Source organism: Banduia mediterranea, assembly GCF_031846245.1.
In the GTDB taxonomy this organism is placed as follows: Bacteria; Pseudomonadota; Gammaproteobacteria; order Nevskiales; family Nevskiaceae; genus Banduia; species Banduia mediterranea.
Genome location: NZ_JAVRIC010000016.1, coordinates 22946 through 45829 on the forward strand (window position 1 = coordinate 22946; position 22884 = coordinate 45829).

Below are 22884 nucleotides of genomic sequence, written 5' to 3' on the forward strand. Positions count from 1 at the left end.
GGATAGTTCGTGGCGAAATGGCACAGCAAGTCCGTCCGCCGGCAATTCTCGCCGATTGTGGCTAGGGCTGAATGACGCTGCGCTGTACGCGGAAGGCCCGTTGGGCGAGAATCAGGCCGTGAACAGACGCCATCAGCTTTGGGTTTTCGTCGCCAGTGCCGCGCTCTCCAGCGCGGCCACCGCGCAGATTGCGCCGGGCTCCACGGAGCAATACGGCGATCGTACACGCGGCCAATTCGGCGATCCCGCCGACGGCAATTTCGGCGACCCATCCAAGGGGTTCTTCGGTGGCCGTTTCCCGGCCGAACCACCGTGGGAACCGCGCCCGCCCTCCGATACCAGTGCCGTGGACAGTGCGCCTTATGTGGTGCTGCCGGGGCCTTCGGACCCGCGTACCGACCGTATCGACCGGCCGCCGGAGCGTGACCCGCGCGCGGACGGACCGTAGCGCCTCCGACGGCAGCGGCTATTCGATCTCCTTGGGCAATTTGAAGCCGCTGACCGACTGACGCAGCTTTTCCGACAGCACATTGAGTTCACCGACCGCTTCGGCGGTCCTCGCGGCGGAGCCGGAGGTTTCCGTCGCGATCTCGCGGACCACCTGCATGGTTCCTGAAACCACCTGAGCTTCGGCCGACTGTGCGCGCGCCGCCCGCGCGATTTCGCTCATCAGACGCGACAGTTCCTGCGAGGTCGATTCCATCTGGGTCAGCGCCTGACCGGCCTCCTCGGCGGCGCGGGCGCTGCCGACCACGTTGCCGGTGGAGCGCTCCATCGAGATGATGGCCTCATTGGTATCGGCCTGAATCGTCTTGACCAGGGTTTCGATCTGACGCGTTGCACTGGCGGCACGTTCGGCGAGCCGCTGGACCTCGTCGGCGACCACGGCGAAGCCGCGCCCGGCCTCACCGGCCATCGCCGCCTGAATCGAGGCGTTCAGTGCCAGCGTGTTGGTCTGTTCGGCGATGTCGTTGATCAGCTCGGTAATGTTGCCGATTTCCTGCGAGGACTCGCCGAGGCGTTTGATGCGCTTGGAGGTGTCCTGAATCTGTTCGCGCAGCGCGGCCATGCCCTGGATCGTGCGGCCGACCGTGGTGGCCCCGTTGTGCGCGACCTCGACCGAAGTCTGCGCCTGCGCCGAGACCTGTTCGGCGCGGCCGGCCACCTGCGACAGCGAGTCGCTCATTCGCGCGACGACGCTGCTGGCACTGGCGATCTCCCGGGTCTGGCGCTCGGAGGCGGCGTTCATGCGCCGCGCGGTTTCCTGGGTGCTGCTGGCGGCGGCCGCGATCTCCACCGAGGTATTGGTGATCGTGCCGACCAGCGATCGCATGTTGACCACGGTGTAGTTGATCGAGTCGGCGATGGCGCCGGTGAAGTCCTCGGTCACCGTCACGTCGACCGTGAGGTCGCCGTCGGCGAGGTTGGTGATTTCGTCGAGCAGTTCGAGAATCGCCTGCTGCTGCCTGGCGTCGCGGACGTCGGCGCGAGATGAGCGTCGGCGCACTGCCTCGAGGAACAGATAGACAAAAAGCGCCAGCAGCGCCAGCGCCGCGGCACCGGCTGCGTACGACAGAGTGGGCGGCCCGCTGTTGCGCTCGACTTCCTGGAGCACGCCCTGCTGCACGACGTTGGCGGCGCGTACCATGGGTTCCACCTGCCCAAGGAAGCTGGCGGCGGCGGCATTGAAGGCCGACAGTGCCGGCGCGTTGTCGACGATCAGATCGACCTGCGAGATCAGTGTGTCGAACTGTGTTGCCGCGGCGCTGGCCTGGGCGGCGGCATCGCCGCTGAGCCCGGCCTCGGCCAGCGCACGATGGCTGCGCAGGAACTCGTCGGAAAGGCTTTGCAGCGTCTGCACCAGCGGCGTGGTATCGACCGCGATGTCGGTGATGCCGCGCGCGGCCACGGCCATGCGCTCCAGACGCACCAGCTGGATCGTCGCGACCACGCTGCTGTTGGCGCTGCGTTGGCGCAGTTCGCCGACCAGCTGCTCGTAACTCGGCTTGAGCTGATCGAGCGTGGAGATCAACGAATTGGCGGCGTCAGCGGTGATGCGATAGGTGCCAAGGGTGCTTGCCAGGGTCGAGATCGTGGGGCTGATTTCGCTCCAGCTGGCGACGAGGCGGTCCACATCCGCTTGGAATTCATCGGAGATCGGTGCGATCCCGATCGAGGCGTCGCCCTCGCGCAGCGTCTGACTGAAATACTCGAAATCATTGCCAAGCGCCGTCAGCACGCGGCCATTCGGCTCAAAGCCTTGAGTGGTCTCGCGGGAAACCTGCGTCAGCGAGTCCGAAAAGCGTTCGATGCCGGCCGCCAGTCCGCGCCAGCCGTCGATGCGCGCGACCCGCTGCTGATAAACGAACAGACCAGCCACGGCGGTCGCGAGCGCGACCAGGGCCAGGACTAGAACCAGGGTCTCGCGTCCCGAAACGGCGGACACCAGTCCGCGGGCTTGCTTCGCCATGATGATCTCTAGATTTTTATCCGGGCGGTGTGTCTCGCCGTGATTGCGCTGCGATACGGTGTGAGCCTCAGTGACCCAGCACGTCGCCGACCTTGGACAGCAGCTCGGAATCGCGCAAGGGTTTGACGATGTAGTCCCTGGCGCCCTGGCGCATCGCCCAAAGCCGGTCCGTTTCCTGACTTTTGCTGCTGACCACGATGATCGGAATGTGCGCGGTGTCCGGGCTCTTGGACAGCGTACGTGTGGCCTGGAAGCCGTTGACGCCCGGCATCACCACATCCATCACGATGCAATCCGGATGCCGCTCACGGACCTGCGTGATCGCATCCTGGCCGCCGCTGGCCTCGATCACTTCGTGTCCGGCCTTGGACAACACAGTCTTCAGGTAAGCGACATCTGTAGGCGAATCGTCGACGACAAGTATCCGTGCCATATCCCCAATCTCCCCAATCACTTGGCGACGCAAGTTGGTCGAAACTATACACGCTAAACGGCAACGATAGTCTGCACCGAACGGTGCTGCGAATCGGGAGCTGCCGAAGTCTACCTTTCGAAAACGCGACGTCCCGAGAACCAGGTTCCGAGCACCCGGCCGCGCAGGCTGCGTCCCAGAAACGGCGTATTGCGGCCGCGGCTGAGCAGGGTCTGCGGACCGACGTCCCAGCGGGCCTGCGGGTCGAGCAGAACGAAGTCGGCGCGTGCGCCGGGCGTGAGCGAACCGCTGGCGCGGCGCAGAATTCGCGCGGGCCCCGATGTCAGCCGCGCCACCAGATCGATCGGCTCGATCACGCCCTGGTCGATCAGCCCCAGTCCCAGCGACAGCAGCGTGTCGAGGCCCGAGATTCCGGGTTCGGTCAAGGGGAACGGATTGGTCTTGGCGTCGCCTTCATGCGGCTGATGGTCCGAGCAGATCGCGCCGATGGCACCCGAGGCGACCGCGTGGCGCAGCGCTTCGCGATCGTCCGCTTCGCGCAGTGGCGGAATCACGTGACAGTGCGGGTCGAAACCTTCGAGATCGGCATCGCTCAACCACAGCGCGTGCATCGCCACGTCGGCGGTGACCGGCAATCCTGCGGACTGCGCCTGGATCAGCATGGTCGCGGCGCGGGCCGATGACAGACGCCCGAAATGCAGGCGTGCCCCCGTGGTTTCGGCCAGCGCCAGCCATTGCGCCATCGCGGTGGTTTCGGCCGCGACAGGAATTGCCGGCAGGCCCAGGCGCGTGGCCACCGCGCCTTCATGCGCGCAACCATTGCCGGCAAGCGCGCCCGACATCGGCACGATATGCACGCTCAGGTCCAGGGTCGCGGCGTATTCGAGCGCGCGGCGCATCAGCAGGCTGTCGTCGAGCGGCGCCGTCGCCTGACTCACGCCGACGCAACCGGCCGCCGACAGCGCCGCCATCTCGGCCAATACCCGGCCTTCGAGACCGCGCGTCAGCGCGCCCAGGGGCAGCAGCTCGAAATCGCCGAGCTCCGCAACCCGTGAGCGCAGCCAGTCGAGCACGGCCGGGGAATCGATCGCCGGGCGGGTATCCGGTGGCAGCACCAGTGTGGTGATGCCACCGGCCAGCGCGGCGCGCGATTCCGAACGCAGCGTGCCCTTGCCGGACTGCCCCGGTTCGCGCAGGCGCCCAGCCAGGTCGATCAGGCCCGGCATCAGCCATCGGCCTTCGGCGCCCAGCGTCTGATCGAAGTCGCCACCAGGACGCAGCCGTCCGCAGCTTTCGATGCGTCCCTCACGCACCGAGACGAAGCCTTCGCCGTCGAAGCCATTGGCCGGGTCGATGATGCGTGCGCCGCAGATCAGCAGGCTGGAGCCGTTCATGCGTCAGCACCCTGCGCGCTGTCGCGCAGACCGGCGGCGGTACTTCCTCGCGCGCCCAGAATCATCGCCATCACCGCCATGCGCACCGCAATGCCATGCTCGACCTGCTGGAGGATCAGCGAGCGCGGGCCGTAAGCCACATCACCTTCGATCTCGACGCCACGATTGATCGGGCCGGGGTGCATCACCAGCGCCTCGGGTTTGAGGCGGTCGAGACGCGCCTGGGTGAGCCCGTACAAACGATGGAATTCTCCGGGCGAAGCCAGGAAGTAGCCGGACATGCGTTCGCGCTGCAGGCGCAGCAGCATCACCACATCCACATCGTCCAGGCCGGCATCGAGATCGTGGTACGGCGCGGCGCCCATGGCTTCGATGCCGGTCGGGATCAGAGTGCGCGGACCGATTACGCGGATTTCCCTGGCACCGAGGATGCGCAGCGCGTGGATGTCCGAGCGCGCGACACGCGAATGCAGGATGTCGCCGATGATCGCAACCTTGAGCTGACCGAAATCCGGGCGATGGCGACGGATCGTGAACATGTCCAGCAGTGCCTGTGTCGGATGCGCATGGCGTCCGTCTCCGGCATTGAGGATCGCCACGCCCGGCGTGGCGTGCTGTGCGAAGAAATGCGCTGCGCCGCTGGCGTCGTGGCGCACCACGAACATGTCCACCTGCATCGCCTGCAGCGTGGCCAGGGTGTCGAGCAGGGTTTCACCCTTGGTGGTGCTGCTGCTTGAAGCCTGGATGTTGAGCACGTCGGCGGACAGTCGCTTGGCCGCCAGTTCGAAGGTGGTGCGCGTACGCGTACTGGCCTCGAAGAACAGGTTCATCACGGTGCGGCCACGCAGCAGCGGCACCTTCTTGATCGTGGATTCACCGACCGAGGACAGCGACTCCGCGGTATCCAGAATCTCGCTCAGCAGAGCCTGGGGCAGGCCCTCGATCGTCAGCAGGTGGCGCAGCCGGCCGTGTTCGTCGACTTGCAGGCTCATGCCGGCACCTCGATCACGCGCAGTGCATCGGGTGCCAGTGTCAGCTTGTGCCCGGCGGAGGCTTCCAGCGTGCGACCGGTGAGGTCCGCCGTGATCGGCAGTTCGCGGCCGGCTCGTTCCAGCAGCGTGACCAGCAGCACGCGCCGAGGGCGCCCCAGGTCGAACAGGGCATTCATCGCCGCGCGCGCCGTGCGCCCGGTGTGCAGCACATCGTCCACCAGCACCACGCAATGACCGTCCAGACTGAGCGGCATGCGCGAGGGCCGCGAGGCATGCAGGCCGCGTTCGCCGAAATCGTCACGGTAGAAATTGGCATCCAGTTCACCGCGTTCGATGGACTTCGCCAGGGACCCGGGCAGGCGTTGATACAAGGCTTCGGCGACCCGCACGCCGCCGGTTTCGAGTCCGACCCAGGTGATCGGCGCCTTTTCCCCGGTCAGGTGAATCACCAGCGCCTGCGCCATCTCATCGAGACAAGCGCTCAGCTCGGCGGTATCGATCAGGACGGTGGCGGACGCGGTGTTCAGGCCGGCGTTGAAGGAATCGGAGTCTGGTTCAACCATTGTTCGAGAATCAGGCAGGCGGCAACCGCGTCGATTTCGCTGGGGGCGCCTGCACGCCGACGCCCCTCGGCTTTGCGTAGTCTGATCGTTGTTTCGGCGGCAAGCGAGCTGTGTCGTTCATCACAGGTGTGAACCGGCAGACCGCTGCGCTTGCGCAGCGTCGCGGCGAACTGCAGGGCGCGTGTGGTCACGGGCTGGGTCTCGCCGTCGGCGGTCAGCGGCAGGCCGACGACACAGGCGCTCGGACGCCATTGCTCGATCAGGCCGATGATGCGCGGCCAGTCCTGAGCCAGGGTGGCCAGCGGGCGGGCACTGCGTGTGAACGTTTCACCGACGGCGACGCCGATGCGTTTGTCGCCGTAGTCGAAGCCCAGCACGGTTCCGCTCACGCGTGTCCGGCCTGGTCGCTGAGCTGGGTCACGTCCACGCCGAGCAGACGCGTCGCCGCCAGCCAACGGTCGACCGCCGGAGTGTGAAACAGGATGGCCTTGTCCACCGGCGTGTTGAGCCAGGCGTTGCCGAGAATCTCCTCCTCAAGCTGTCCGGCGTCCCAGCCGGCATAGCCGAGCGCGACGATGAACTCGGAGGGTCCATTGCCCTCGGTCATCGCCTTGAGAATGTCGCGTGAGGTGGTGATGTAGAGATCCTCTGCGATGCGCATCGAGGACTCCCAGGCGCCAGGCTGGCGATGCACCACGAAGCCGCGTTCCGGCTGGACCGGGCCACCCCAGAACACTTGGGTGTCCACGCCGGACAAGGCGCCGGCTTCCAGGCCCATGTGAGAGATCATGTCCCTGAGCTTGAGCTCGGTCGGTCGATTGACGATCAGCCCCAGCGCGCCCTCGTCGTTGTGCTCGCACAACAGCGTGACGGAATGATTGAAGTTCTCGTCATCGAGGCCCGGCATGGCAACGAGGAACTGGTTGCTGAAGTAGGGCGCTTCCATGTGCCAAGTATCCGCGTCGCGGCGACGGGGAACAAGCCGGACACGCCGCGCGGCCTATCGCGGAGCTTCGTCGCCGGCAGCCGACGGTGCAAGCGGCGGCAGGCGTGCCAGTATCCGCGAGGCGATCCAGCCGGTCACGGTGCCGAACAGCAGCGCCGCGCCCAGCAGAAGAGGCAGCAGCCGCAGCAGGCCGGGGTGCGGAATGAACAGGCGATAGGCGACGAAGAACTGCCCGCTCATGTGGGCCAGTGCGGCCAGCACCGACAGGCCTATGGCCGACAGTCGCGCAGCCGGCATCACACGGTTCCAGCCAGCGCCCAGGCACAGCGCCAGTATCGACAGCGTGGCGCCGCTGGCGGACAGCCAGAAGCTGGGCGTCATCAGGCTGCCGACCAGCAGGCTGCCGACCAGCACGCGCAGTGCGCCGACCCAGATCGCTGCGCGCAGGCCGTGGCGCAGCAGCACGATCAGCGTGACCGCGTTGGCCAGGCCGGGTTTGATGCCGGGCACCGGACTCGGGAAGCTCGCTTCGAGAATATGAATGGCGATCGCCAGTGCCGCGAACCAGGCAATCAGTCGGTCCTGCTGGTCCGGGACGGCATTCATGCTGGCCGCCGACTTCACTGGCTCACCGCATCGATCTCGGGCGCGCCGTGGCCGAGCAGGGCGATCGTCACACGGTTCGGCAGACAGGCCGTGGCATCGCCAGACATTGACAGCCAGCCGCTGTGGATGCACACCTTGTTGCGGCAGGGGCTGCTGACGAAGCGGATGCGTCCGTCCTCGATTTCCAGTATCGAGGTGCCGAGCGCGCCGTGCACCTCGATGTGTCGCTGCGCGTCCAGCGAATACACCTGCGGCGCCCCGTCGCCGACCTGCACTTCGACACGGTCGGCCACGGTCCTGGGTTGCCAGTAGGCGCCGGCGGCCACACCCACCAGCAGCGCGGCCAGCACGATCACGACCCGGTCCGCGCCGGTCACGGCACCACTTCGAGTGGCGGCTTTGCGGGCAGGGTGATCCGTGCGGCGAGTGTCTGCGTGGCTTGCAGCGCGCCGTCCGCTTTCACGATCAGGCTCTGTCCGACGCCGAGCTTGCGCGCGGTATCGCGCCAGTGCCCGGGGCCAGCCACGAACAGGGCGGTCGAGGCGGCATCCGCCAGTGTGCCGTCGGCGGACAGCACCGACACCGCCTGCAGGCCCTGAGCCGGTCGACCATCGCGCGGATCGAGAATGTGGTGATAGCGCCTGCCCTGGTATTCGAAATAGCGCTCGTAGTCGCCGCTGGTCACCAGGTTTTCGTTGTCCGGTTCCACGATCGCGAGCAGACGACCGATTTCGGGTCTAGGATGTCGCACGGCGATGCGCCAGGCGCGGTCGCCGCGCCGGCCCTGGGTGCGGACATTGCCGCCGGCATTGATCATGAAATTTTCAATGCCGGCCGCCAGCAGGCGTTCCCCCACCTGATCCACCGCATAGCCCTTGGCGATCGCGCCGAAGTCCAGCACGACGCCCGGCGCCGGGCCGTAGCAGTCCTGCTCCGCTTCGCCGGAACCGGGGCAGGCCTGCAGCGATTCGGGTGCTTCGCGCAGCGCTGCCAACGCGGTGTCGATCTCGGCCTGAGGCGGTGGTGATTCGCGGTAATGCGCCTCGTCGTCGAAGCCCCAGACACGCACCAGCGCACCGATTCTGGGATCGAACAGACCGCCGCTGATTCGGTGGATCTCGAACGCACGCCGGAACAGCGGCAGCATGTCCTGCGGCACGCGAATGCTGTCACCAGCGACGAGTTCGGCGTTGAGCCGGCCCAGCGTGCCGTCGCCAAAGGCACGCCATCGCGTATCGAAGTCGGCGAGTTGCTGAGCCACCTGGTCGAACGCCCGTTGCACGCGCGTCTGCAGGGCCGGATCCTCGGCGTAGGCGCTGAGCGTGACCCAGGTGCCGAGCACCGGCAGATTGCGTTCGACCAGTTCGGTCTCACGGGCGTCCTGCGGCGGCGGTCGCAGCGCCAGCCAGCTCAGCAGCGCCAGCAGCGCGGCACCGACCAGGATCCGTCTCAGCAGCATGCGGCCATGGCGTCTTCGAATGCCCGGATCGCGCGTCCGCCCAGATCCTCGCCGGTTTCGCGCTCGATCTCGCGCAGGCAGGTCGGACTGGTCACGTTGATCTCGGTGAGGTAGTCGCCGATCACGTCCAGGCCCACGAACAGCAGGCCGCGCTTCTTCAGTTCCGGGCCGACCTGCGCCGCCAGCCAGCGGTCGCGTTCGCTCAGCGGCTGCACCACGCCGCGTCCACCGGCGGCGAGGTTGCCGCGCACCTCGCCGACACTCGGAATGCGTGCCAGCGCGTAGTCCACCGGCTCGCCGCCGATCATCAGGATGCGCTTGTCGCCGGCGAGAATCTCGGGGAGATAGCGCTGCGCCATCAGCGAGCGCCGGCCCATCTCGCTGAGCGTTTCGACAACGGCGCCGATGTTGAGGCCGTCCTTGCCGATGCGGAACACGCCGGCGCCGCCCATGCCATCCAGCGGCTTGATCACGATGTCGCCCTGCTCCGCATGGAACGCACGAATCCGGGCCGGATCGCGCGTCACCAGGGTTGGCGCCGTGCACTGCGGAAACCAGGCGAGAAATCCCTTTTCGTTGCAGTCGCGCAGCGAGTCCGGCCGGTTGACGATAAATGCGCCCTCGGTCGACGCGCGCTCCAGCCAGTAGGTGGCGTAGATGTATTCCAGGTCGAACGGCGGATCCTTGCGCATCAGCACCATGTCGAAGTCGCCGAGCGCCGTGTCGGCCGCTTCGCCGGTGTAGTCGTACCAATCGTCCTTGCCGTCCTGAACCGTCAGCGGCCGAGTGCTTGCCGCGACGCGACCGTCGCGCAGATACAGGTCCGGCAGCTCCAGGTAGTGCAGCGACCAGCCGCGTCGCTGGGCGGCCAGCATCAGCGCCAGAGTGGTGTCCTTGTACGGCTTGATCGACCCGATCGGGTCCATGATCACAGCCAGTCGTTTGCTCATCGAGTGAAGTTCCAATCGGGCGCGGCGGTGACGGATGCCGCCGCGCGCTGCGTGCGGGTTCAGTCGCCCTGATGGGCCCGAGCGATCTCGCGCGCGGCCGCCAGCAGCGCCAGCCGTGCGACCACGCCATAGGCGTAGAACTTGTTGGGTTGGGCATCCGGGTCGCGCGAGGGGTCTGGCCGGGTGCAGGATTCCGAAAAGGCCAGCATCTGAAAGCGCGCGCCGGGTGCGTTGAGGTTCTCGTTGCGGCCACGACCATCATGCACCCGGTAGAAGCCGCCGACCACGTAGTGATCGATCATGTAGATCACCGGTTCGGCGCTGTCGGCCGGGTCGTTCCAGGTCTCGAAGGTGTAGACGCCTTCCTGGATGATCGCGCCGCTGACTTCGCGGCCATCCTTGGCGGAGGCCATTTTCTTGCGCGCATTGCGGTTGAGGCTGAGCACGTCGTCGGTGCTCTTGACCGTCATCACACCCATGCCGTAGGTGCCGGCTTCGGCCTTGACGATGACAAAGGGCTCTTCCTCGATGCCGTATACGCTGTACTTGGCGGTGATGTCCTCGAGCAGCATTTCCACGTTGCTGACCAGGCATTCCTCGCCTTCGCGCTTCATGAAGTTGATCTTGCCGCAGTTGCGGAACAGCGGATCGACCAGCCAGGAGTCGATGCCGATCAGTTCGGCGAACTCGGCGGCCACCTGCTGGTAGAGGCCGAAATGGTCCGACTTGAGGCGATTGCTCCAGCCCAGAATCGCCGGGGGCGTGACCGGCTGCCGGATCGCTTCGAGGATCGCAGGGCGGCCACCCGAGAGGTCGTTGTTGAGCACTACGGCGCACGGCGAGAAGCGATCCTCGCCTTCGCCGACATAGACCTCGTCGCCGCTGCGGCGCAGCGGTTCCAGGCGCAGCGTCCGGCCCGATTCCAGATCGTCGATGATCTGGTCCTGCTCCAGGTCCGGCATCGTCGAACCGATGCGCACATGGAAGCCGGCCTTGGCGATCAGATCGACCAGCGCCGCCAGACTTTCCAGATAGAAGCGATTGCGCGTGTGGTTCTCGGGCACCACCAGGATGCCGGCGGCGGTCGGGCAGATGCGTTCGATCGCGGACTGCAGCGCGTGTATGCACAGCGGATCGAAATCCGGATTGAGGTTGTTGAAGCCGGCCGGGAACAGGTTGGTATCGACCGGCGCCAGCTTGAAGCCGGCATTGCGCAGGTCGACCGAGGCGTAGAACGGTGCGGGCGTCTCCAGCCACTGACGGCGAAACCAGGTTTCGATATCGGCCTGACGCTCCAGCAGCTTGGCTTCGAGCTTCAATACGGGCCCGACGGGCGCGGTACATAGATTGGGAACGGTGCTGGTCATCGGCGGCATCCGTGGAGGGATGCCAATGTTAGCGCAGGCGCCGATGCGGCGATGTATGTGAAGCGTTCGGGGAGTGTGCTACAAAGTGCCGAAAGGCGCTTGCAGGCGTGGAGTACTTGAAATCACAAAGGGGACGGTGATCCGGCGCATTGGAACGCACGCTCACCGGCTCGACAACGGCCGCCGTCCTCGACCGCGCGGTCGGCGGGTCAATCGGGGAATCCGGGAGTTTGATGCGTGTCCGCCAAAGTCATGGTGATTGATGACAGTCAGACCATTCGGCGCACGGCCGAAACCTTGCTGTCCAGGGAGGGATATACCGTTGTCACAGCTCAGGACGGGTTCGAGGCGCTGGCGATGATCGCCGCCCATCGGCCGGACATCGTGTTCATCGACATCATGATGCCGCGTCTGGATGGTTATCAGGCCTGTGCCCTGATCAAAGGCAATCCGAAGTTCCGGTCCACGCCGGTGATCATGCTGTCGTCCAAGGATGGCCTGTTCGACCGTGCGCGCGGCCGCATCGTCGGTTCCGACGAATATCTCACCAAGCCGTTCACGCGCGACGACCTGCTCGGGGCCGTTCGTGCGCATGTGCGCGCCAGCGGATAAAGCCGGACGTGTCGGGGGACCTCAGGGAACTGCGTGGCGATCCGTTCGGCCTGTTGGCCGAACTGGACCGGCGTTTGCGCGCCATACGCCAGGAGGGCGCCTCGGGCGAGGCCGAATGGGAGGGGCTCGGTGTACGTGTCGGCTCCCTGTGGTGCGCCCTGCCGCGCGCCGATGTCCGCGAGGTGGTCACACCGCCGCCGCTGACGCGGGTGCCGGGCGCACGGCCCTGGCTGATCGGGCTGGCCAACGTGCGCGGCAAGCTGTTGCCGGTGTTCGACCTTGCGGTGCTCGCTGGCCTGCCGGCAGAGGAAGACACGCGCCGCGCGCGGGTGCTGGTGTTCAACTCCGATCAATTGCCGGCGGGATTCCTGGTCGGTGAAGTCGTCGGACACCGCCAGTTCGCGGTCGAGGACCAGGCGCCGCATCGCCTGCAGATTTTGAGCGGATCCGACTTCTCCAACTGGCTGCTCGGTGCCTTCGAGCGTGATGCTAAGGTCTGGCAGGTGCTGAGTCTGCATCGCCTGGTGGCGTCCGAGCAGTTCGTGAGAACGGCGGAATAAGCATGATCGCAAGCCGTCCAAGCCTGGCATCCGGCCTGCATTGGGTACGCCCGGAGATCGAGGCCTGCCTTCAGCGGGTACGAACCCAGCTCGAAAACGCGATGGAGAGCGCCGATGAGCGCGCCGGCCTATTGGCGGCTGTCGCCGAGTTGCGCCAGGTGCTGGGCACCACCTCGCTGATCCAGTGCGCGGGCGCATCGATTCTCGCCGAGGAGATGCTGGCGACCACGCAGCGCTTGAGTGAAGACGCGATTTCCGATCGCGAAACGGCCTGTGGCGCCGTGCTCGGTGCAACCCTGCAGCTTGCGGACTATCTGGATGCCTTGTCCGGTGGCGCCGAGGATTGCGTGCTGGTCCTGCAAGCGCTGATCAACGAATTGCGGCTGACGCGTGGCGTCGCCGTGCTGACCGAAGCCGAGCTGTTCGCGGCACAGATGAGGCTGATCGGTGTCGAGCTGCCCTTGCCGGGTGGCCGCGACGTGCAAACCGCCGGTATGACCGCCGCCAAGCTGCTGCCGGCCGCGCAGCAGTCGATGCTGCAGTGGCTCAAGGACGACGATATCCGCACCGCCGTGGCGCGTCTCGGCAAGGTCGCCGAGCACCTGAGGCAGGGCGCCACCGTGCCGGCGGCCGCGCAACTGTGGCGCATCGTCGCCGGCGTGGCCGAAGCGGTGCTCGGCCAGGGTCTCGAAGATTCGCTGGAGGTGAAGCGTCTCTGCGGCCGGGCCGTGCAGCAGATCAAGCGCACCGTCGAAATCGGCGAGGACGCGGCCGCCGCGCAGTTCGACGAACTGGCCTATCAACTGTTGTTTCATGTCGGCCGTTCGCGTGCGCGCGGGGCGCGCGTGACCTTCCTGCGTCGCGCCTTTGCGCTGGACCAGCGGCTGCCGTCGAGTTCCGCGCTGGAGGCGATGGCGCGCAAGCTGCGCGGGCCCAACACCCGCTTGCTGCAGAAACTGTCCGACGAAATTCGCGCCGACCTGGCCAAGGTCAAGGACACCATCGACCTGGTGGTGCGCGCTGGCGAGCGTGCCAGCGTCGATCTGTCGCAGACCGCAGCGCAGTTGCGCGGCATTGCCAACACCCTGGGCATGCTTGGTCTGGTGACGCTGCAGCGCGTTGCGCAGAACCAGTCCGACGCGGTGGTGCGTCTGCGTTCGGCCGATGGCGCGGGCGCCGGTTTGTGGATGGATGTCGCTACGGCGCTGTTGCGTATCGAAAATTCCTTGGACGCCGCCTTGTTCCGTCAACTGCGGCGCAGCGATCCGGAGCTGGCATCGGCGTCGCAGTACGACGAAGGCACGCCACCATCCGCGGATTTCGACGAAGGTTTCGGTGCGCTGCTGCGGGAATCGCTGGTCAATCTTTCGAAGTTCAAGAATGCCGCCGACCTCGCGCTGCGGCAGGGCTCGCGTGATGGTCTGCCCTCGGCGCAGACCCTGCTCGGGGAGATTCGGGCAGGATTGAGAATTCTCGACGATGAGCGTGCCGCCGGCCTGATCGGCGAACTGTTGCGCTATGTCGAGCAGGACGGATTCCCCGCCGGGATTCTGGTGCAGGCCCAGGCCGAACGCTTTGCCGACGCGGTGGCGTGCACGGAGTTCTACCTGGAGGCTTTGCAGTCGCGCTCGCCGGACAGCGCGCGTCTGCGGGACGATCTGGCCGCCTACATCGAGCGCCTGGAATTCGCCGATGGCGCCGCCGACACCGACCAGGCGGAGCTTGAGTCATCACCGTTAGTTGCGTCGCAGGTGCTCGATGAGGTCGACCCCGAGATTCGCGAGGTTTTCGTCCAGGAAGCGGGCGAAGTGCTCGAAACCCTGCGCAGCCAGCTTGCGCCGTGGCAGCGCGAACCGGGTGACGTGGCCCACTTGTTGGAAGTGCGGCGAGCCTTTCACACACTCAAGGGCAGCGGCCGCATGGTCGGCGCCGATCTCATCGGCGACTATGGATGGGCCTGCGAGAACCTGCTGAATCGATGTCGTGACGGCGAAATGAAGGTCGACAGTGAAGTGCTGGACCTGATCGCTCGCGCTGTCACGCTGTTGCCCGAGTTGATCCACAGTTTCCGTGAACAGCGCGAGCCGCCTGCTACGGCGGCGGAGCTGATCGCCGCTGCGCAGGAGCTGACCGAGCGTGCGGTCAATGATGCTGCTGCGATGCGCTCGGTGTTTCACGACGACGCGCGCAGGCACCTGCAGCGAGTGCAGAACTGGATGGATCAGCAGGACGCCGATGCCGGCGCCCACACGGTGGATCCCGAAGTCGTCCGGGCGCTGCATACCTTGCGCGGCAGCGCGGCGGTGGTCGGTTACGGCGCGATCAGCCAGCTCGCCGGCTTACTCGAACGAGGCCTTGATTTCACTGGTCTTGGTGCCAGCGAACAGCCGGTGGAGCGCCTCAAGCTGATCGCCGATGCGGTGCTTCAGCTCGGACAATGGCTGGATCAGCAGCCCCCTGCGCCGGCCGAAGCCGCGTTGCCATGGCAGTCTCGCGTCATCGACATACTCGGCATGCCGAGCGAAGTCGCTGACGGTGAGCCTGACGATCAGCAGTTGGCCGAGCTGTTCACGCACGAAGTGTTCGATTGCCTGCAACAGATCGAGGCATGCATCGAAGCCTGGCGCCAGCAGCCCGATGCCGCACACCACGCGGCTCAGGCAGCCGCCCTGTTTCGCACCGTGCGCGACGCCGCGCAGGCGGCGCACAGCTCCGCGCTGGAATCGGCGGCGACGGCATTCGAGGCCCGACTCGGACACGCGGAGTTTCGCGAGGCCCGCAAATCGCGACGCGATGCGCCGTTCTTCAGTGCCGTCAGCGAAGCGATCGAAGGGATCTATCAGTTGCTCGATGCAATTCGCGACGGTCGAGCGCCGGATCGTGACGACGCTCTGATCGGGCGGATCCAGGCACTGGGCGGCAGCGCGATCGAGATCGAAGAAGCCACGTCCGTCGCCGATGAGGCCGGGGCCGATGCCCCGTTCGAAGCGGTGCCGGTCGGTGATCGCGATCCGGCGCTGACGGACATCTTTCTGTCAGAAGCCGAGGAGTTGCTGGCGCTTGTCGAAGGCGGATTCGACGAATGGCAGGCCACGCCGCTGCGAGACGCGCCGGATGCCGAGGTGATGCGTGCCCTGCACACGCTCAAGGGCAGCGCGCGAATGGCGGGTTTCGAATCGCTGGGCGAAGTCGGACACCGACTCGAAAGCTTCGTCGAGGCCGCTGCGCAGTCCCCCCGGGTGGCGCGCGATGCCAGCTATTTCGGGCGGCTCGCCAATGTCGTGGACGGCTTGCACCGAGCGGTCGACCAGATTCGCCGCGGCTACGAGCCCGAAGTCGAGCCTTTGTTTGTGGAACTGGAAATCCAGCAAGCGGAGCCGGCCTCCGCCGCCGACTGGACGGTTCCGGAGAGCGACGCCGGGTTTGTCGAGGCTGCATCTCGGGAATACGAGGTTCGAGACGAGCTGATCGTCGAGATTCCCCGGTTTGCCGAACAGCGTGACGACGCGGCTGACATCGGGCTGCCCGCTGCGCCGGCGGCGCAGCCCTTTGTCCCGCTGCCGGCGCACCCGGCGCCCAGCGCCGAGGATGACGACGCAGAGCTGCTGGCCATCTTCAGCGCCGAGGCGGCCGAGCTGCTTGAACAGATGGAGGCTGCACTCGTCACCTGGCGCACGCAGCCGACCGATGCCGCGCCGCTACAGGACCTGCAGCGGATTCTGCACACGCTCAAGGGCGGCGCGCGCATGGCGGGCCGCTATGCGATGGGCGCGGCCGTGCACGAAATGGAGTCGCTGGTCGATGACATGGCCAGCACCTATCTGCCGACCGACGATCTGGCCTTCGATCAGTTGCATACGCGTTTCGAGCAGTTGCAGCACATGCACGACCGCCTGGTGCGCGGCGACGAGTCGTTCGACGACGAAGAGGATCAACCGATCGAGGCGCCGTACGATTGGTCCCCTCCACCGGCGCCAGAAGCACCCGAAGCGGGGTCGGCCGCCGCCGAATTGCCGGAGCCGGTACCACCGATCGAGTGGAATGACGCGCCGCCAGAGTCGCCGACCGAGACCGGTCCGGAACCCGTCTTGGCCACTGGTCTGCCGGACGAGCGGCCGCCGCCGATGCGGGTCTGGGACCCGCAGCTGTTCTGGCGGCCAGAGGACGACAGCGGGCTCTGGCCGCAGCAGCGTCGGGAACTGGCACGCGTGCCCGTGGAGCGGCTGGACAGCCTGCTCAACGCCGCCAGCGAAATGTCGATCTATCGCTCGCGCCTTGAGCAGCGCAACCTCGAGACCGGCAGCCAGCTCGCGGAAATGGAGTCCACGGTCAATCGCATCCGCGAGCAGCTTCGGCAGATGGATATCGAAACCGAGGCGCAGATTGCCGCGCGCGGCCTGATACAGACTCCGTCGGAGTCTGGGGACGACCGCTACAGCGCCGAGTTCGATCCGCTGGAGCTGGATCGCTATTCGCGCATGCAGGAGCTGTCGCGCGCGCTGTCCGAATCCGTCGGCGACCTCGGTTCGCTGCATGATTCGCTGTATCAGGTCACGCAGGATGCCGGCAGTCTGCTGCAGCAGCAGGGTCGCATCAATACCGAGGTTCAGCAGGGCCTGATGGGCACCTTGATGGTGCCGTTCTCGCGTCAGGTGGCGCGCCTGCAGCGCGTGGTCCGGCAAACTGCTGTGGAAGCGGGCCGGCTTGCCGAGGTCAGCTTCCTCGGCGTCGAGGCGGAACTCGATCGCAATGTGCTGGAACGCATGACCGCGCCGCTGGAGCACTTGTTGCGCAACGCCATCGTCCACGGCATCGAGCCGGCGACGGTGCGAACCGGTCTTGGCAAGCGCGAAGTCGGCGAGATCGTGATCAGCCTGCAGCGCGACGGCACGCAGCTGGTGATCGAGATTCGTGACGACGGACAGGGTCTGGACATCGATGCGATTCGTGATCAGGCCATCGCCCGCGGACTGATGCCGCCGAACCTGGAGCTGAGCGAGCTTCAGGTGGCCCAGTTCATTTTCGAACCCGGATTTTCGACTGCGCATGAGCTGACGCAGAACGCTGGCCGTGGCGTCGGCATGGATGTCGTGGCCTCGGAGGTGAAGCAACTCGGCGGCACGCTCGATCTCGAAACCGAACGCGGCGGCGGCACCTGCTTCGCGATCCGGTTGCCGCTGACACTGGCGGTTTCGCAGGCGCTGTTGGTCACGGTGGGCACCGAGCTGTACGCGATTCCGCTGTCGAGCATAGAAGGCATCGCCCGCGTTCCACGCGCCCAGCTTGACCAGTATTTCGGCGACAGCGACGCCACGCTGTCCTACGGCGGTGCGGATTATCCGCTGCGTTACCTCGGTGACTATCTCGGCGTCAGCCGCCTCGAAACGGATGAAAGCCGCACCGTACCGACGATTCTGGTGCGGATCCCGGAGGGCATCGGCGGCGGCGAGCGCCGTATGGGCCTGGTGGTGGACTCGATGCAGGGCAACCGCGAAGTGGTGTCGAAGGCGGTCGGCCCGCAGGTCAGCTCGATTGTCGGCGTGACCGGCGCCACGATCCTCGCCGATGGCGCGGTGGTGCTGATTCTGGACGCACCGGCGCTGGTGCAGGATCGCACGCGCCGCGCGCTGCTGGCGGAGGCACAGAGCGCCGCCGCGCCGCGCGCTGACGATCGCGCGATGATCATGGTGGTGGACGATTCCATCACCATGCGCCGCGTTGCCGAACGTCTGCTGACGCGTCACGGCTACCGCGTGCTGACGGCGCGTGACGGACTCGATGCGATTGCCCAGCTCGCCACCGAATCGCCGACCGCGATTCTGCTGGACATCGAAATGCCGCGTGCCGACGGATTCGAGGTGGCCGCCCACGTGCGCAACAGCGAACGGATCAGCGATGTGCCGATCATCATGATCACCTCGCGCTCCGGCGACAAACATCGTCAGCGTGCGCGCGAGCTGGGAGTGAATCGCTATCTGATCAAGCCCTATCAGGAAGACCAGTTGTTGTCCGAGATTCGCGGGGTATTGGTGTCGTGAGCGAGCCCGCCGAAATTCACGCGGTGCTGATCGCGCTGGCGCGCGACAGCCTGTTGCTGCCGAACGTGGCGGTGGTGGAGACCATGCCACTGGAAGGCCTGCAGGCTGCGGTCGACGCCCCGGCCTGGCTTGCCGGGCATGTGCAGCGCGAGGCTCAGCGTCTACCGGTGTTGCGGCTGGAGCGGCTCAATGGCGACATGGGCGAGCCCGACCTGCGGCGCGCGCGCGTGATCGTGGTCAATCTGCCGGATCCGGTTGACGGGCTGACTGCAATCGGCGTGCTGGCCCAGGCCTATCCGCATCTGGTGACGCTCAATCGGGCCGCGATGCGGGCCGAGGCGCTGCGTGATTCAGACCGTTCCGATCTGGTGCTGGCACGGGTTCGTCTGGGCAACCAAGTAGGCTGGATCCCGGACTTCGGCATCGTGATGGCCGAAATCCGGACATTGTCCCGAGCGGCCTAGCTCGATCGGTTCGCAGTGCCACGTCGTGGTGTCGCCCGAATCAGACGCCGGGCTCCAACATCACTCAATTCACGTCACAAGGAGTGCGAGATGGTCGAATCCGATGACGCCCTGATTCGCACGCTTTATTCGCTCGCAACACTGCACGAAAGCACCGAAGTCCGTGAGCTGCTGCTACGGGCGTTCAGGACACACCATGGCGCTCCTGTGGCCGCCTGGCTGACGCAGGGGCAGACCGGTGTGTCAGGCGAATTCACGGTGGAGCCCGACGAAGGTTCATTGACACCGCTGCATCTGATCGGCGGCGCCAGCGAAGCGGCCAGCCTGCCGCGCGTATCCGGCCTGATGCACCCCCTGATCGTGACCTATCGTCATCCTGTCGGACATCTGACCAGCATCATCGCGCTCTGGTTCGCCGGCCCCCCGTCGCCGCACGACATCGGCCGGGTCGAACGCGGCGTGAGCCACTTGGTCGCTGCCGATTCGCTGGGGCAGCAACTCCATGTGCAGCGCGACGAATGGCTGATGTCGCTGGGCCGCGCCAATCGCGGCTCCACCGCGCTGATCGACGCCAGCGGCGTCGTGCATACGGCGAGCCCGCAATTTCGTTCGCTGGTGGCCGAGGTCTACGGCGACCCGGATTTCGATCGCCTGCCGATTCCCCTGCCCGGCGACATCGAGCGCAACACCCGCTTCGGTGACCGTGAGCTGCGCTTTCGGCTTGAGCCGCATGGTCAGTTGTTCACGCTGTACGCGCGCCGCGCGCTGCCGCTGGACGATCTGTCCCCGCGCGAGCAGGAGATCGCCCGCGCCCTGGGCGAGGGCAAGACCTTCAAATCGGTTGCACGCGACAAGGGTATTGCCGTCAGTACGGTGGCCAATCATGCGTCGCGGATTTATCGCAAGCTCGGCATCTACCGGCGCGAGGATCTGGTCGAGATCGTGCGCGCGCCGCGGGGCGCCACGCCCTCGTCCCGGTAGTGCCGCAACCCCGGAGTCCGTTCGACTCGTTACGGTCGACAGCGCATCGCCGCCTTGTCGTCGGTGCTAATCTCCTGTGCGGAAATCGACGATGGAGAGAGCCCCGAGGATGGACACGCAGCCGACGCCGACAGTCGCGCCAGTCGAAGTACTGGACCATGGAATTCTGTGCATCGACACCCTCCAGGAGCGGCGCCGGCTGGCCTGCTGCTATCTGATCGAGCGCGACGGTGAATACGCCTTCGTCGAAGCGGGTACCTCGCATGGTGTGCCGCGCCTGCTGGCGCTGCTGGAGGCGCGCGGCATCGCCCCGGAGCGGGTGCGTTACGTACTGCCCACCCATGTGCACCTGGACCACGCCGGCGGTGCCGGCGTGCTGATGCGCGCCCTGCCCGAAGCGAAGATGGTGGTGCACCCGCGGGGTGCGCGGCACATGATCGATCCTTCGAAACTGATCGCCGGCGCCGAAGCCGTCTACGGCGCCGAAGCGCTGATGCGCATGTACGGAGAGATCGCGCCGGTCGACGAAACGCGCGTGATCCAGGCGCGGGATGGCCTGCGCTTGAGCCTTGGAGGTGGCGAGCTCGAATTCATCGACACGCCGGGGCACGCCCGGCACCACTACAGCATTTGGGACACCGTCAGCGAGGGCTTCTTCACCGGCGATACCTTCGGCCTGTCGTATCGAGACTTCGACGGACCCGGCGGGCCGTTTCTGATGCCGACCACCACGCCGGTGCAGTTCGATGCACAGGCCTGGCTACAGACCATCGACCGCTATTTGAGCTACCGACCGAAGCGCATGTATCTCACGCACTACAGCGCGATTGAAGACGTGGCGACGCGCGCTGCGGAACTGCGCGCCGGCATCGGGCGCTACGTGCAGATCGCGCGGTCGCTGGCCGACGCGCCGGAGCGGCATTCCAGATTGCGCGAAGCGCTGCTCGACGATGCCTTGTCCGCGCTGCATCGTCTCGATGCCCCGGTCAGCGACGCACGGGCGCGCGAGCTGCTTGAGTTCGATATCGAACTCAATGCCCAGGGGCTTGGCGTCTGGCTCGATCAGGCTGCATGAGACTGGCTGTATCGAGCCTGCTCACGCTGTCGCTGAGCGCCTGCAGCAGCCTCGGCTACTACGCCCAGCTGTTGGACGGGCAGATGGCAGTGTTGCGCGCGCGCGCGCCGATCGATGCGCTGATTTCCGATGTCGACACCGATCCTGCCCTGCGCGCGCGCCTGGAGACCGTGAAGGCCGCGGTTTCCTTCGCCGAGGAGACACTGGCCTTGCCGAATCACGGCAGCTATCAGCAGTACGCCGATCTCGGGCGGCCTTATGTGCTGTGGAACGTCTTCGCCACACCGGAGTTCGATCTGGCGCCGATCGAATGGTGCTATCCGCTGGCCGGTTGCTTCTCCTATCGCGGGCACTACGACCTGGAGGACGCCCGGGCAGAAGCGCAGCACCAGCGCGAACTCGGACATGACGTCTACATCGGCGCAGTGCCGGCCTATTCGACCTTGGGCTGGTTCAAAGACCCGGTGCTCAACACGATGCTGCGCTGGAACGATCAGGAGCTGGTCGGCACCCTGTTTCACGAACTCGCGCACCAGCGTGTCTTCGTCAAGAGCGACACCGCGTTCAACGAATCCTTCGCCAGCTTCGTACAGGAGGAGGGTTTGCGGCGCTGGCTCAAAGCACGCGGAGAGACGCCGCTGGATGTGACCGAGCCGCGTCGTCGCAACCAGGACTTCGTGGCGCTGGTACAGGCGACACGCGAACGTTTGCAGGCGCTCTACCAGTCCAGCCAGACGCCGACCGCAATGCGCGCCGCCAAGCGACAGGTATTCGAGCAGATGCGCGAGTCCTACCAAGCGCTGCGGGACGGGCCGTGGCGTGGCTATGCCGGCTACGATCAATGGTTCGAGCAGGATCTCGACAACGCGGCCTTGCTGCCGGTCGGGCTCTACAACACCTGGACGCCGGCGTTCGGACAGCTCTTCGCGCAGGCGCGGGGCAAGTGGCCACAGTTCTATGACACTGTGGAACGGCTCGGCGAAAGCAGCGCGGATGAGCGCAAGCGCATGCTCGATGCCTTGCTCGAACAGGCGCAGGGCGATTGAGATGCGCGCTGCTCGAACGCGTGTAGCGCTACTGCCACTGATCCTGCTGTGTTGTGCGTGGACCGCGAATCGCGCCGGGGACAGCCGCAGTGATGCGATGCGTTTCATCCTTGAAAAGCTCGACGTCCGCGCGGGCGAGTCCTGGGTTCGCAGCGGCCGTTTCTTTCTGTGGCACTTCGCGTTTTCGCCGGACGGTTGCGCGCTAACCGTCGAGCGCAGCGCGACCAATGAAGAAGCCGTCTATACCCAGACCGTGCCGCTGGCCGAGGTCAACGTGCAGTGGGACGGTCGTTCCTCATTGCGCTTCAGCTGCCTGCGCGGCGATGCCTGCATTCGCTACGAGGATCTGCGCGACCGCAAGCTGCGTCGCGGAGATCGCACCCAGGGCGAGTTGTTGGTGATGCAGCCGGACGACCTGCCGAAACTGTTCGACGCCTTCGGCGAGCTGCATCGCCTGTGTGACGACCCCTATCAGCGATAAACACCTCGCTCCCTCGCCCGCTTGCTCGCCCGCCGTTCAGCATCACCTCCATCAACTCCCCAGTAAACTCCCCACTGCCGGCTGGAGTCGCAGTCGTGGAATGTTCATCGGTACGTCTCAGCGATTGACGCGCGGTTCCGGCGCCACGCATAGTGGCAGCGGCGCGGTACAGGTTCCGGCGGCTTCCCCTGGCACTCCTCGCGGCGGCCGGCCGGTCCTGGATGGTGCGGGTATGGAGAAAGGATGCAGTCCTGCGAGTGATCGCCGGCACTCATTTTTTGTGGCAGGGGTCTGGGCATGGCGTGGATATACATTGATCCGTTGACCGGGCGTTCCCGTATCAAGCGGCGCTATCTTTGGGCGACCTATGGCGTGGTTGCAGGAATGCTGGCCGGCTTTTCGATCCACGCCCTGTTCAGCTGAAGCCTGTCCATTCAGCTGATCGAT

At 66.0% G+C, this 22884-nt stretch carries 22 protein-coding genes; 10 read left to right on the plus strand and 12 right to left on the minus strand.

Annotated elements, in window-relative coordinates; genetic code table 11:
- The first annotated feature begins 118 nt into the window (after positions 1 to 118).
- Positions 119 to 448 carry a hypothetical protein gene (locus RM530_RS11635; RefSeq protein ID WP_311365400.1) on the plus strand — a complete coding sequence of 110 codons (330 nt, stop codon included), beginning with the start codon at positions 119 to 121 and terminating at the stop codon, positions 446 to 448.
- A gap of 18 nt (positions 449 to 466) precedes the next feature.
- Here the strand turns inward: RM530_RS11635 and RM530_RS11640 are convergent, their stop codons facing one another.
- The 12 genes from RM530_RS11640 to gshA form a co-directional block, all read right to left on the minus strand.
- The gene (locus tag RM530_RS11640) at positions 467 to 2470 is read right to left on the minus strand and encodes a methyl-accepting chemotaxis protein (RefSeq protein WP_311365401.1); all 2004 of its coding nucleotides are present in this window, start codon (positions 2468 to 2470) and stop codon (positions 467 to 469) included.
- A gap of 67 nt (positions 2471 to 2537) precedes the next feature.
- Positions 2538 to 2903 (minus strand): response regulator, encoded by a 366-nt coding sequence (locus tag RM530_RS11645; protein WP_311365402.1) that lies wholly within the window; start codon positions 2901 to 2903, stop codon positions 2538 to 2540.
- 110 nt (positions 2904 to 3013) lie between these two features.
- A complete protein-coding gene (locus RM530_RS11650; protein ID WP_311365403.1) occupies positions 3014 to 4297 on the minus strand; it encodes a dihydroorotase in 1284 nt (427 codons plus the stop codon).
- A complete protein-coding gene (locus tag RM530_RS11655; protein ID WP_311365404.1) occupies positions 4294 to 5289 on the minus strand; it encodes an aspartate carbamoyltransferase catalytic subunit in 996 nt (331 codons plus the stop codon). The genes RM530_RS11650 and RM530_RS11655 overlap by 4 nt, the downstream gene beginning before the upstream one ends.
- Positions 5286 to 5852 (minus strand): bifunctional pyr operon transcriptional regulator/uracil phosphoribosyltransferase PyrR, encoded by a 567-nt coding sequence (pyrR, locus tag RM530_RS11660; RefSeq protein ID WP_311365405.1) that lies wholly within the window; start codon positions 5850 to 5852, stop codon positions 5286 to 5288. The genes RM530_RS11655 and pyrR overlap by 4 nt, the downstream gene beginning before the upstream one ends.
- Positions 5813 to 6241 carry a Holliday junction resolvase RuvX gene (ruvX, locus tag RM530_RS11665; protein ID WP_311365406.1) on the minus strand — a complete coding sequence of 143 codons (429 nt, stop codon included), beginning with the start codon at positions 6239 to 6241 and terminating at the stop codon, positions 5813 to 5815. Before ruvX ends, pyrR begins: the two co-directional genes overlap by 40 nt.
- A complete protein-coding gene (locus RM530_RS11670; RefSeq protein WP_311365407.1) occupies positions 6238 to 6798 on the minus strand; it encodes a YqgE/AlgH family protein in 561 nt (186 codons plus the stop codon). Before RM530_RS11670 ends, ruvX begins: the two co-directional genes overlap by 4 nt.
- A 54-nt stretch (positions 6799 to 6852) precedes the next feature.
- On the minus strand, positions 6853 to 7404 hold the full coding sequence (locus RM530_RS11675; protein ID WP_311365408.1) for a Gx transporter family protein: 552 nt from the start codon (positions 7402 to 7404) through the stop codon (positions 6853 to 6855).
- Positions 7405 to 7418: 14 nt separating this feature from the next.
- Positions 7419 to 7781 carry a NusG domain II-containing protein gene (locus RM530_RS11680; RefSeq protein WP_311365409.1) on the minus strand — a complete coding sequence of 121 codons (363 nt, stop codon included), beginning with the start codon at positions 7779 to 7781 and terminating at the stop codon, positions 7419 to 7421.
- Positions 7778 to 8863 carry an FAD:protein FMN transferase gene (locus tag RM530_RS11685; protein WP_311365410.1) on the minus strand — a complete coding sequence of 362 codons (1086 nt, stop codon included), beginning with the start codon at positions 8861 to 8863 and terminating at the stop codon, positions 7778 to 7780. The genes RM530_RS11680 and RM530_RS11685 overlap by 4 nt, the downstream gene beginning before the upstream one ends.
- Entirely contained in the window at positions 8854 to 9813 is a 960-nt protein-coding gene (gene gshB / locus RM530_RS11690) for a glutathione synthase (RefSeq protein WP_311365411.1), read from the minus strand. Before gshB ends, RM530_RS11685 begins: the two co-directional genes overlap by 10 nt.
- Before the next feature lie 59 nt (positions 9814 to 9872).
- Positions 9873 to 11180: a glutamate--cysteine ligase gene (gshA, locus tag RM530_RS11695; protein ID WP_311365412.1), complete on the minus strand. Its 1308-nt coding sequence runs from the start codon at positions 11178 to 11180 to the stop codon at positions 9873 to 9875.
- Positions 11181 to 11432: 252 nt separating this feature from the next.
- Here gshA and pilG point away from each other — a divergent pair, with 252 nt between their 5' ends.
- From pilG to RM530_RS11740, 9 genes are all read left to right on the plus strand, one after another.
- Positions 11433 to 11792 (plus strand): twitching motility response regulator PilG, encoded by a 360-nt coding sequence (gene pilG, locus RM530_RS11700; RefSeq protein WP_311365465.1) that lies wholly within the window; start codon positions 11433 to 11435, stop codon positions 11790 to 11792.
- A gap of 8 nt (positions 11793 to 11800) precedes the next feature.
- Positions 11801 to 12352, plus strand: a complete 552-nt coding sequence (locus tag RM530_RS11705) for a chemotaxis protein CheW (protein ID WP_311365413.1) — start codon at positions 11801 to 11803, stop codon at positions 12350 to 12352.
- Positions 12353 to 12354: 2 nt separating this feature from the next.
- Positions 12355 to 18390 carry an Hpt domain-containing protein gene (locus RM530_RS11710; protein WP_311365414.1) on the plus strand — a complete coding sequence of 2012 codons (6036 nt, stop codon included), beginning with the start codon at positions 12355 to 12357 and terminating at the stop codon, positions 18388 to 18390.
- Positions 18387 to 18854 carry a chemotaxis protein CheW gene (locus RM530_RS11715; RefSeq protein WP_311365415.1) on the plus strand — a complete coding sequence of 156 codons (468 nt, stop codon included), beginning with the start codon at positions 18387 to 18389 and terminating at the stop codon, positions 18852 to 18854. The genes RM530_RS11710 and RM530_RS11715 overlap by 4 nt, the downstream gene beginning before the upstream one ends.
- A 90-nt stretch (positions 18855 to 18944) precedes the next feature.
- Positions 18945 to 19835 (plus strand): helix-turn-helix transcriptional regulator, encoded by an 891-nt coding sequence (locus RM530_RS11720; protein ID WP_311365416.1) that lies wholly within the window; start codon positions 18945 to 18947, stop codon positions 19833 to 19835.
- Positions 19836 to 19944: 109 nt separating this feature from the next.
- The gene (locus tag RM530_RS11725; RefSeq protein ID WP_311365417.1) at positions 19945 to 20910 is read left to right on the plus strand and encodes an MBL fold metallo-hydrolase; all 966 of its coding nucleotides are present in this window, start codon (positions 19945 to 19947) and stop codon (positions 20908 to 20910) included.
- Complete coding sequence (locus RM530_RS11730; RefSeq protein ID WP_311365418.1) at positions 20907 to 21956, plus strand: aminopeptidase; 1050 nt, start codon at positions 20907 to 20909, stop codon at positions 21954 to 21956. Before RM530_RS11725 ends, RM530_RS11730 begins: the two co-directional genes overlap by 4 nt.
- Before the next feature lies 1 nt (position 21957).
- Entirely contained in the window at positions 21958 to 22437 is a 480-nt protein-coding gene (locus RM530_RS11735; RefSeq protein ID WP_311365419.1) for a hypothetical protein, read from the plus strand.
- Between the two features lie 297 nt (positions 22438 to 22734).
- On the plus strand, positions 22735 to 22860 hold the full coding sequence (locus RM530_RS11740; protein ID WP_311365420.1) for a hypothetical protein: 126 nt from the start codon (positions 22735 to 22737) through the stop codon (positions 22858 to 22860).
- The last annotated feature ends 24 nt before the right edge of the window (positions 22861 to 22884 follow it).

Excerpts from the sequence above, each read along its gene's own strand:
- RM530_RS11640 (WP_311365401.1), bottom strand. The coding sequence starts at position 2,470 with ATGGCGAAGCAAGCCCGCGGACTGGTGTCCGCCGTTTCGGGACGCGAG.
- RM530_RS11645 (WP_311365402.1), bottom strand. The coding sequence starts at position 2,903 with ATGGCACGGATACTTGTCGTCGACGATTCGCCTACAGATGTCGCTTAC.
- RM530_RS11650 (WP_311365403.1), bottom strand. The coding sequence starts at position 4,297 with ATGAACGGCTCCAGCCTGCTGATCTGCGGCGCACGCATCATCGACCCG.
- RM530_RS11655 (WP_311365404.1), bottom strand. The coding sequence starts at position 5,289 with ATGAGCCTGCAAGTCGACGAACACGGCCGGCTGCGCCACCTGCTGACG.
- pyrR (WP_311365405.1), bottom strand. The coding sequence starts at position 5,852 with ATGGTTGAACCAGACTCCGATTCCTTCAACGCCGGCCTGAACACCGCG.
- RM530_RS11670 (WP_311365407.1), bottom strand. The coding sequence starts at position 6,798 with ATGGAAGCGCCCTACTTCAGCAACCAGTTCCTCGTTGCCATGCCGGGC.
- RM530_RS11675 (WP_311365408.1), bottom strand. The coding sequence starts at position 7,404 with ATGAATGCCGTCCCGGACCAGCAGGACCGACTGATTGCCTGGTTCGCG.
- RM530_RS11685 (WP_311365410.1), bottom strand. The coding sequence starts at position 8,863 with ATGCTGCTGAGACGGATCCTGGTCGGTGCCGCGCTGCTGGCGCTGCTG.
- gshB (WP_311365411.1), bottom strand. The coding sequence starts at position 9,813 with ATGAGCAAACGACTGGCTGTGATCATGGACCCGATCGGGTCGATCAAG.
- gshA (WP_311365412.1), bottom strand. The coding sequence starts at position 11,180 with ATGACCAGCACCGTTCCCAATCTATGTACCGCGCCCGTCGGGCCCGTA.
- pilG (WP_311365465.1), top strand. The coding sequence starts at position 11,433 with ATGGTGATTGATGACAGTCAGACCATTCGGCGCACGGCCGAAACCTTG.
- RM530_RS11710 (WP_311365414.1), top strand. The coding sequence starts at position 12,355 with ATGATCGCAAGCCGTCCAAGCCTGGCATCCGGCCTGCATTGGGTACGC.
- RM530_RS11720 (WP_311365416.1), top strand. The coding sequence starts at position 18,945 with ATGGTCGAATCCGATGACGCCCTGATTCGCACGCTTTATTCGCTCGCA.
- RM530_RS11725 (WP_311365417.1), top strand. The coding sequence starts at position 19,945 with ATGGACACGCAGCCGACGCCGACAGTCGCGCCAGTCGAAGTACTGGAC.
- RM530_RS11730 (WP_311365418.1), top strand. The coding sequence starts at position 20,907 with ATGAGACTGGCTGTATCGAGCCTGCTCACGCTGTCGCTGAGCGCCTGC.
- RM530_RS11735 (WP_311365419.1), top strand. The coding sequence starts at position 21,958 with ATGCGCGCTGCTCGAACGCGTGTAGCGCTACTGCCACTGATCCTGCTG.
- RM530_RS11740 (WP_311365420.1), top strand. The coding sequence starts at position 22,735 with ATGGCGTGGATATACATTGATCCGTTGACCGGGCGTTCCCGTATCAAG.